This is a genomic window from Candidatus Aquicultor secundus, from assembly GCF_002791875.1.
Classification (GTDB): Bacteria; Actinomycetota; Aquicultoria; order Aquicultorales; family Aquicultoraceae; genus Aquicultor_A; species Aquicultor_A secundus.
Genome location: NZ_PFNG01000152.1, coordinates 1 through 8842, shown reverse-complemented (window position 1 = coordinate 8842; position 8842 = coordinate 1). Strand labels below are relative to the sequence as shown.

The 8842-nt window shown below is 47.2% G+C and carries 10 protein-coding genes; 3 read left to right on the top strand and 7 right to left on the bottom strand.

Annotated features, from left to right (window positions below; all coding sequences use genetic code 11):
* From COY37_RS06345 to COY37_RS06335, 3 genes are all read left to right on the top strand, one after another.
* The coding region (locus COY37_RS06345) for a VUT family protein (protein ID WP_286976811.1) at positions 1–254 on the top strand (254 nt) is incomplete at its 5' end.
* Between the two features lie 5 nt (positions 255–259).
* A complete protein-coding gene (locus COY37_RS06340) occupies positions 260–1033 on the top strand; it encodes a hypothetical protein (protein WP_286976808.1) in 774 nt (257 codons plus the stop codon).
* Complete coding sequence (locus tag COY37_RS06335; RefSeq protein ID WP_286677504.1) at positions 1024–1674, top strand: hypothetical protein; 651 nt, start codon at positions 1024–1026, stop codon at positions 1672–1674. Before COY37_RS06340 ends, COY37_RS06335 begins: the two co-directional genes overlap by 10 nt.
* 19 nt (positions 1675–1693) lie before the next feature.
* On the opposite strand, the gene COY37_RS06330 is transcribed toward COY37_RS06335, so the two are convergent.
* The 7 genes from COY37_RS06330 to COY37_RS06300 all read right to left on the bottom strand — a co-directional run bounded on the left by COY37_RS06330 (position 1694) and on the right by COY37_RS06300 (position 8312).
* Positions 1694–4345 carry a SpoIIE family protein phosphatase gene (locus tag COY37_RS06330; RefSeq protein WP_286976805.1) on the bottom strand — a complete coding sequence of 884 codons (2652 nt, stop codon included), beginning with the start codon at positions 4343–4345 and terminating at the stop codon, positions 1694–1696.
* 39 nt (positions 4346–4384) lie between these two features.
* Positions 4385–5176: a metal ABC transporter permease gene (locus COY37_RS06325; RefSeq protein ID WP_286677505.1), complete on the bottom strand. Its 792-nt coding sequence runs from the start codon at positions 5174–5176 to the stop codon at positions 4385–4387.
* A 1-nt stretch (position 5177) separates the two neighbouring features.
* Positions 5178–5939, bottom strand: a complete 762-nt coding sequence (locus COY37_RS06320) for a metal ABC transporter ATP-binding protein (RefSeq protein ID WP_286677506.1) — start codon at positions 5937–5939, stop codon at positions 5178–5180.
* Positions 5940–5950: 11 nt separating this feature from the next.
* Complete coding sequence (locus COY37_RS06315; protein ID WP_286677507.1) at positions 5951–6868, bottom strand: metal ABC transporter substrate-binding protein; 918 nt, start codon at positions 6866–6868, stop codon at positions 5951–5953.
* A 28-nt stretch (positions 6869–6896) separates the two neighbouring features.
* The gene (locus tag COY37_RS06310; RefSeq protein ID WP_286677508.1) at positions 6897–7322 is read right to left on the bottom strand and encodes a Fur family transcriptional regulator; all 426 of its coding nucleotides are present in this window, start codon (positions 7320–7322) and stop codon (positions 6897–6899) included.
* Between the two features lie 133 nt (positions 7323–7455).
* Positions 7456–7578, bottom strand: a complete 123-nt coding sequence (locus COY37_RS06305) for a hypothetical protein (protein WP_286677509.1) — start codon at positions 7576–7578, stop codon at positions 7456–7458.
* 41 nt (positions 7579–7619) lie between these two features.
* Positions 7620–8312, bottom strand: coding sequence for a hypothetical protein (locus COY37_RS06300; protein ID WP_286677510.1), 693 nt, complete (start codon positions 8310–8312; stop codon positions 7620–7622).
* Positions 8313–8842 lie beyond the last annotated feature (530 nt).

Genomic DNA, 8842 nt, shown 5'->3' with positions numbered 1-8842 from the left:
GGCGCCAGAGGTTCGGTGCAAAAAACAAATGGGCCCGCGTTCTTGTCTCAAATACATTTGGTCTTGGTATCGATACGGTCATCTTTATTACATTGGCATTTGCCGGCGGCGGACTGCCGCTCTTCGCCCTCATGAAAGGACAATACATAGTGAAGATGGCGGTTACCGTAGTCTCGATTCCTCTGATTTACGCCACAAAAGCGCTTAAGCTATCCCCGATATCGGAGATGTCAGAGATATCAGAGGTCGCATAAGCACCATGAAGAAGATCGCCATTATCGGCACGCCCGACTACGAACTTTTAGCTCGGTATGCAGGCAGGGATTTCATCGATCTCGACATCGGCTCGGATGCGCCGTTGTCGCTCGCCGAGCGATATATCCCAAAGATTTATTGCGCAATACTAAGAACAGTAGTAAGCAACACAATGCATCACCGCGACACAATCGATTGCATAATCGCCGAAGTCGGAGAAGCTAAGTGCGACGGCGCGAGACTTGTATGCACGCTGCTTGAGCGTGAGCTTGGCCTCACGGTTATCCGGAGCAAACAACAAGATAAAGCCTCGACGCCAAACCCGGCCCCTTTATCGGATAGCGACCTGCCGCTGGCGGATAAGCTTGCAATGATTATGGATAGCTATATCGCCAAAGGTCTGGCCGTAAAAGGGCATCAACCCGCAAGGGAATATACCGTACTCTCGGATAAGCAGTTTAGGGTCGGGTTCTGGGGTGTTCCGCCAAATGATTTTAGTTTACTTAAGCTGTTTCCGCGAGAGACCAAGGTGCTCGGCTGGACCCGCTCTGTTGAGGCACGCGTACCTTGGAGCCTCGACTACGAGATGCGGATTCCCGACACCTTGCCCACCGTATTCTTTACACAAAGCTTCTGCCAAAAAAGCAGTCTTGCCCGATACCTTGCCACCAAACACAACGGGCTTTATGTCGATATGGATGAGAAGTTGTCGGCTTCAACCCGGGCAAAACTAGAGGCGTTTCTGGAACTATCCGCCGGAATAAAGCCATGGAGCTAACACTTGGTGACTTCGGAACCTCATATTCGAAAATTAAACGGGGCGACAAAATCGAAATCGTACCGTCATCAGAGCTGGCGAAAAGCGGGGTTACGGTCGATGTCGGAACCGGACATAACGCGGGTTTGTATGCCCGTCGCACGATCAACGAGCTTGTTGCGCTCTCCCGCGGCGCCCAGAGCATTATTGATGAGGATGATTTTGTTGTCCTCGACGTCGGGAGCCGTGATATTAAGTACGTTCGCATTCGGGGCGGCAGGTTTTATGACGGCGATTGGAACACGATTTGCGGCGCTATGGCAGGCTTCACGATTGAACTGCTCTTAAAACATCTTTCCGTCAATCTCAACGAGCTACAGGCAAGCGACATGGATATTGGAATTACCTGCGGGATACTCGGCACCGGGGCCGTCTTCGACCTAATCGCCGAAGGACTACTGCCGGAAACCGCCGTATCGGCCCTTATCCGTGGGATTGCGCAGAATACGTATAGTTTCTGCAAGCGGCCCGATAAGATTTATCTTTCCGGCGGGTTATGCAAAGTGCACGCATTTATAGATTCGTTTCCCTGCGAGATTGTGCCGGTGGGGAGATTTGTCTTGGTCAAAGGCCTTTCCGTTTCAATAAGCGATCGCGCATAAAGATAATCCCATAAAAACCTTACCGTTTACTTGCCTCAAGGCCGACAGAGAGTATCGCCAGATCATCTGACAGCTTTCCGTGGGTGCAACCCATAATCTCATTGAAAACTGCTTGCGGAAGATCTCTGGCCGACACCGGCCCTAATTCTTCAATGAATCTTACCAGCCTTTCCTCACCAAAGAACTCACCGTCACACCTTGCTTCAATTACACCGTCCGTATACAGGATTAAGCTGTCGCCTTTATCCAGAGTTATCTCGTCATCAATATAGCTAAGGCCGACAAATGCTCCTATGAAGGGGGAGTTCGTAACAAGAAGTTCTGCTTTACCGGTTCTCCTTTTAATTAATGCCGGGGGATGGCCTGCACTACAGTAAGTAAGGTGTCCGGTTTCTACATCTAGTATCCCAAAAAATACCGTTATAAATGGTGATTTTGGAGAAGATGCGCCCGCCACCGCATCGTTAGTTTTTGCCATAACCAACGCCGGGGAATGCCCTTCAAGAGCATAGGCTCTTAGCGTATTCCGAACAAGAGCCGTTAAGCTTGCAGCCCCTATTCCTTTTCCGGAGACATCTCCTATTACTGTCCCGACTCTTCCCTGCTCGAGTTCAAAGAGATCGTAAAAATCGCCCCCTACTATGGCAGCCTCGGTCGCAGAACGATAGAGGTGTCCGAATTCTATACCCCCTACCCTTTGAGGTATTGAAAGCAGTGCCTCTTGAAGGGTGTTGGCTATATTTTGCTCCGCTCTATAAAGACGGGCGTTTTCCAGCGAAAGCGATATCGATGGACCAAGCTTGTTGGCAAAATCAACCTGAGCATCGGTAAAAGTATGAATAGACGTGCGGTAGTTAAAAAAGAGCGCCCCGATGCCCTCTTTCCTTGCCATTAGGGGTATAACCATAACCGAACGGATACCGAGGCTCTTTTGAACTTCACGGTTGACCCTAGAATCATTGAAAGCATCGTTTACAATAACTGGTTTTCGGGTTCTGGCGGCTAGCACCGCATGCGGGACCTCTTCGTTCGTATACCTGCTTCCAAGTTTTTCTTCTGGAAATCCATAGATATACCTTGCTACCCAGTTGCCATCCTCATAGAGGGTTATCCCAGCCGTCTCACAGCCGATAGCCTTAGAAGCCTCTATGACAACTATTTGCATTATTTCATTAAAATCAAGGGTAGAAGTTATAGCGGCATTTATACTATTTAAGGCATCACTTAACTCCTGTGCTTGTTTGCGCTCTGTAATATCGGTAAAGGTTACAACTGCTCCCTCAATAACCCCTTCTTCAATAATTGGGTACGATGAGTACTCGACCGGGAATGAGGTCCCGTCATTTCGCCAAAACACCTCGGTGTCAATTCTTACGCCTTGCCCGGTCTGGTAAGCTCGGTAGATGGGGCACTCCGCTTCGGGATAAGGTGAACCATCGCTATGTTTATTGTGAATCAATTCGTGCACATTTTCGCCCAGTATTTCTTCAGGCTTATAGCCAAGCATTTCAGATGCAGCCTTGTTAATAAAGGTGCAGTGTTCCTTCGTGTCGACCCCATAGATACCTTCGTCAGTTGATTGAAGAAGCAACTGGATTCTCTTATTTGATTCGCTAAGATTCTCTACCGCCTGCTTAAGATTAAGCCTTGCTTCATCAAGTGAGTGAGCGACATCTTCGATCTCATCGCCCGTTGCAATTAAGACCGGCTCATCAAAATGACCTTCGCCTACGGCACGAGCCCTCTCTGCAAGATAAGAAAGAGAGCTAATGACCCTTCGCACAATAAGGATGCTTACAATAAGGGCAATAATCAATATGGCAGTGGCAACCAGAGCGGAATTAATAATATCTCGCCTGATAGGGTCTAAGACTTGAGCAGCGTCAACGGAAGAGCCGGCAGCCCAGCCAAATTCGCTTATCGGTACTTCTGCTATTATCCTAACCCTGCCGGTTGCCGGGAACACAAAATCGGTACTTACCGCGTTTTTTCCTGAAAGAGCGGTCTTTACAAAACCATATTTGCCCCAGAACGGATCCGTCAGGACAAGCTTTTGAAACTCGCTTTGAAAAACAAGAGTGCCGTTTGAGTCAACTATATTTGTTGCTCCTGCGGTGGTTCTAATCGGTAGCGCACTGCCCAATCTCGTAATGTCAACATAGCAGCTAACAATTCCTTGTATAGTGCCGCTGCTATCCCTAATAGCTTTGGCAATATGAAAACCAACCGGGCTAACAACCCGTTCAACAGGCTCTATCCCCTTAGATTCGTTGCCTGCAATAATCGCCGAGAAAGCGGGGTGTTTAGCTAGACTCTGGCCGACTAAATGGCTATCAGTTGCAGCGACTATTGTGCCGGATGGGTCAGCAAAAACAGCATTATCTATCGGATAAATAGCAAGAAGCTCACTAAGGGCTGATGAGGTTTCTTGCGCAGATAATTTATTATTAACTATATTTAAGCCTACAAGCCTCATTGACTTGATCATTCCGTCAATAAAGAGCGTAAACGAAGTATCGGTCGATCTGGCTATTTCAGCCAACTGCAGTGAGGTTCTTTCCGTCCTTGCTTGATACCAGCTCGAATAGATTGTGATCATTAATGCAATTAACGGGATGGCAATAATGAGATAGATGATAGCTAGCTTTAAGCTAATACCCGACCTTCTCAATTGCAGGCTCCTTAGTAAAGGCAATAAAACAATGATACATCATCTTGCTATGATAGCGAGCAAAAAGAGGATCAGCGCGATAACCACTATGCTTCCCCCGCTTGCAATCCCAACATAAAACGAGAGAAAAAGGCCTAAGATTACCGAGAGTACCGATAGGCCAATCGCGTAGATCATCGTTGTCCTGAAGCTTTGCTTAAACTGCATCGCCGTGATCCCGGGAATCACCATGAGCGCGCCGATAAGAAGAACACCTACAATGCGGATCGAAAGAGAGACAGTAACGGCAGCCAGGACAATTAAGATAGTCCCGAGCACACCGACGGGAAGCCCGCTTATCCGCGCTGCCTCTTCGTCGTATGAGATAAAGAAGAGTTCTTTATACAAAAGAAATACTGTGATGAGTACCGTTGCCCCGAGCGCCGTGATAAAGTAAAGGTCCGTTGGCTCAACCGTCGTAATACTCCCAAACAGGAAGTTTAAGAGATTGACGTTAAATCCCCCCGAAATGCTTATAAGCACCGTCGCAACGGCAAGGCTGCCCGATAAGAACAAGGCCAAGACCGATTCGCCGAAAATCTTGGTTCTCTCCTGGACCTTATCGATGCCGATGGCACCTAGCACCGCAAAAACAACCGCCGTAATAACCGGCTGCGTATTAGCGATAAGTCCAATGGCGACACCGAGTAACGAGACATGTGAGAGCGTATCGGCAAAGAGCGAGTAACGCTTCACAATCAAAAACAGACCAATAACGGGAGCGATAACGCCGACAGTGATGCCAACGACAAAAGCCCTTATCATAAAATCATATTGAAAAATCGCAAGCATGTTATCCTCCCCTGATTCTAAAATCTGCTCCAACGTTTTCACCATAGAGCTCTTTAAGCAGGTTCCGGTTTTCTCCGAAGACAAGGCTTGCCGGTCCAGCACAAACAAGGCGTCTATTGATACAGATAAGCCTCGTTGCTTCGTGCGCTAAAACTTCGATGTCGTGAGAGACAAAAAGAATCGTCAAACCGTGCTCTGTATTAAGCTTCTTTAAGAACCGATAAAACTTACCCTGCGAGGCCACGTCAACCCCCGTGACGGGCTCATCAAGAAGAAGTACGTCGGGCTCGCTTGCAAGGGCCCTTGCAATGAAGACGCGCTGGCGCTCGCCCCCCGATAGATCAGCGATGACGCGATCTTTCAAAGGAAGAATATCAGCAAGCTCCATGGCCCTCTGGATGGCCGCCGCATCGGATGCTGTAAATCTTCGGAACAGCCCCGCCTTGGCAATGCGGCCCTGGCCTACTACCTCACTGACGGTAACGGGAAATCTAACGTCGGCTTGCGTTGCCCTCTGTGGTAGATAACCGATTCTTGGCCAATCCTGAAACTCACGGATATTCTTGCCGAAGAGCCTCACTCGTCCCGAGCTTGGCGTTAAGAGCCCGAGGATAATCCTGAGAAGCGTCGTCTTGCCGCTACCGTTGGGGCCGATAATGCCATCGTATTCACCCGCTTCAACGGTAAAGCTGATACCGCTTAAGGCGGGTTCACCGTTATATTTAAATGATATGTCGTCAAGTTCAATAACCGGTTCTGCCATTTTCATACTTCCTATTTGCATTCAAGCGCAATCCGCAAATTCTTAAGATTCTCCTGCATCAGGCTAATAAAGTTCTTACCCGCTTTCTGATCATCGGGTGTTAACCCTTCAATTGGATTCAGTACGAGTGTTTTTGCCCCAACTTCGCCGGCGATAGTTTTTGAGAGACGAGGACTCACCAGCTTTTCAAAGAAGATGTACTTAATGTGGTGCTCCTTTACAAACCGGGTAATCTCGGCAAGACGCGCCGGGGAAGGCTCTTCTTCAGAAAGCCCGGCAATTGCAATCTGTGTGAGATTGTAACGCTTTGCAAGGTAGGCAAAAGCCGCATGTGAAGTGACTACATCCCGGCTATTGCAGCTAATGAGACCGGCCCTATATTTGCTATCTAGTTTTTCAAGCTTATCGATATATGCTGCTGCGTTCTTGTCGTAAAACGCTTTGTTTGCCGGATCGATTTCGGCTAATTTGTTGGCTATGGTTTTGATGACTTTTTGATCTAAGACCGGATCAAGATAAAAATGCGGATCGGCCTTATGCGGATTTATCCGCCCTTCTTCCGGAGTAGCTGACAAGAGCGGGATTCCCTTGCTCGCATTAATAACCGTTACTCCTGTAAGATCCGGCACAACCTTGCCAGCCCAGGGCTCAAACCCGACACCTGTGTAGATAAACACCTTAGCTTGTTTCATCGTTACTATATCCTGGGGTGAAGGCTCAAAGTCATGGGGCTCGGCTCCAACCGGGGTTATATTAGTAACCGTCACCTTACCACCGCCAACCTGGCGAACAAACTCGGCAAGAGGATAGAAACTTGCCACTACCCCGATGTTCTTTTGCCCTGCACCTTGCTTGTTTACAAAGGCATAACTGAGGCCGATAACTGCGGCGATTAAGACGATCACCCCAATAACAAAGCGCCGGTTCATTTCTTCGACCTTCCCATCCCATCTACCCTTATCTGCAGTTCTTGCAAAGACCAAAAAACTCGATTAGGTGATAATTCACTTTAAAATCTTGTGCGCCAAGCATTTCTTCGATTCTGCGGATATCGTCCGTGCAATCGATATCTTCAACTTCGCCGCAGCTTTGACAAACAGCATGGTGGTGGTGATCCATCGCCGCTATCTCAAACCGGTCCTGTTTCTCGCCAAACGGCAGCTTGTTGATAATACCCTGCTCAAGCATAAAACCGAGCTCACGGTAGACTGAAGTCTTATGCGGCTCTAGGTTGCGGCGCTTTAGAAGCTCGGCAATCTCGGCGGCTGAAAGCGGTTTCCTTGCCACGTCGAGCTCCTCGATAATGGCTTTTCGCAGCGTTGTAATACGAAAGCCTTTACCCCTCAATTCTTCAATTAGCTCATCAAAACAGCTCTTGTTCATAGACGAATATTAATGCAACTCAGTTGCGTTTGTCAACAATTTTGTTTTATACCCTTATCTCAATCAGGCAAAAAACATAAAGCTTGAATTCGTTGACGCAGCGGAATCATGTCAAGTTATGAGAGTATCTTGTCTAAAGACGATCAAGAAGACCATCCAGCGCCTTCTTTGTCTCATTCAAAGCAATCTCTTCTCTATAATAAAGATTCTCAGCACCGGTTACTCTGGCTTCTTCGGCGATCTGTAAGTTCTCCATGATAGAATCTCTGCTGAGCGGTTTTCTGAGTTCTTTTTGTTTTAGGTGGTGACTTTCTTATAGAACGTATCTATGTCTGTCACATCAGCTTGAGACGCCGTGAATTTGAGTTCAACAAGATATGTTGTTTCAACCAACGTTAGTGACCCGTCGATCTGTCTCCCCTCGTGAACATAAGGCTTACGGTTGGTGATTTCCGAAAAATCCAAGAGGTTGAAAAACCATGATTGAAAGTCGTAGCCAGCTTGTTGTGTCCCAAGTGCCTTTCCCGGTTCATTCAAACCGTCACTTAATTGCTGTATTGTCCGTTGTGACCGGCCAACCTCTTCTTGACGTTGTCGAAAATTCTCCCGAGCTAATCTCTTCTCCTCTTCAGATTGGATCTCTTCCTCCTGACGGTCGTGGTGTATCCGAAGCTTTGAGACAGCATCATGCGCATCTTTGATCTTCAGAGCAGAGTCCTCCCAGTTCTGCAGGCCTGGGAAACTCCTTTGCTCCATTAAGCATACTGATATTTTCATAAGACCGCTTCTACCTTTATCATTCTTGGGGAGTTCATTAAATAGGCGGTCGAGAAAATCACGTTTGGATTCGCCTGCCTCCCAGGTTGCAAAAAACGAATCATATATACCACACTGACGCAGGAATTTTGAAAGGGCTCGTTTTCTCCAAAACGATTTGAGACACGCGTCGTAAACGAGTTCGATGTAATATGGCGTCAGTCTTGTCTTCATAGCTATGCCCAGCTTCCATTCTTGCGCTTTGTGATTGGTTGGATTATATCTCTTATCGCTAAAGTACGTCAAAGCTATAATGCGCTTGGGTTATTAGGTATAGATTGTCCAGTCCATAACTGTACCCCACAACAATACCCGGAAAGCAGAAAAACCGCTCTACAAAGCGGTTTTTCTAATGGGTTATAGTGCACCCTAAAAATTCAACCCCGGATTCGCGCTTATTCAAACTTCTAACAGATATTGTCAGTTTGATTGCTTAGCGAGGATGAAGTGCAAATCTTTTCAGGCGCCGGTTGTACAGTTTTTGGGGTCAGGTCATACAAATTATCAACACTACAGAATGAGAATAAAAATAGGGGCATCCACCATACTGGCGATTGCCCCTATTCTCAATTCTTTTTATTCACTATCGTAGTCCTATTTCTCCCCCCACATTCAACACTATAACAAATGCTATAAATAGCATTATTAATAGCACTGTTATATCTACGATAATGAGCACATACTTTGGCAATCTTTCCATCGAA

What these genes read in the sequence shown, in the direction of transcription:
- COY37_RS06340 (WP_286976808.1), top strand. Translation starts at nt 260, where the DNA reads ATGAAGAAGATCGCCATTATCGGCACGCCCGACTACGAACTTTTAGCT.
- COY37_RS06310 (WP_286677508.1), bottom strand. Translation starts at nt 7,322, where the DNA reads ATGAACAAGAGCTGTTTTGATGAGCTAATTGAAGAATTGAGGGGTAAA.
- COY37_RS06300 (WP_286677510.1), bottom strand. Translation starts at nt 8,312, where the DNA reads ATGAAGACAAGACTGACGCCATATTACATCGAACTCGTTTACGACGCG.
- COY37_RS06315 (WP_286677507.1), bottom strand. Translation starts at nt 6,868, where the DNA reads ATGAACCGGCGCTTTGTTATTGGGGTGATCGTCTTAATCGCCGCAGTT.
- COY37_RS06325 (WP_286677505.1), bottom strand. Translation starts at nt 5,176, where the DNA reads ATGCTTGCGATTTTTCAATATGATTTTATGATAAGGGCTTTTGTCGTT.
- COY37_RS06305 (WP_286677509.1), bottom strand. Translation starts at nt 7,578, where the DNA reads ATGGAGAACTTACAGATCGCCGAAGAAGCCAGAGTAACCGGTGCTGAG.
- COY37_RS06335 (WP_286677504.1), top strand. Translation starts at nt 1,024, where the DNA reads ATGGAGCTAACACTTGGTGACTTCGGAACCTCATATTCGAAAATTAAA.
- COY37_RS06320 (WP_286677506.1), bottom strand. Translation starts at nt 5,939, where the DNA reads ATGGCAGAACCGGTTATTGAACTTGACGACATATCATTTAAATATAAC.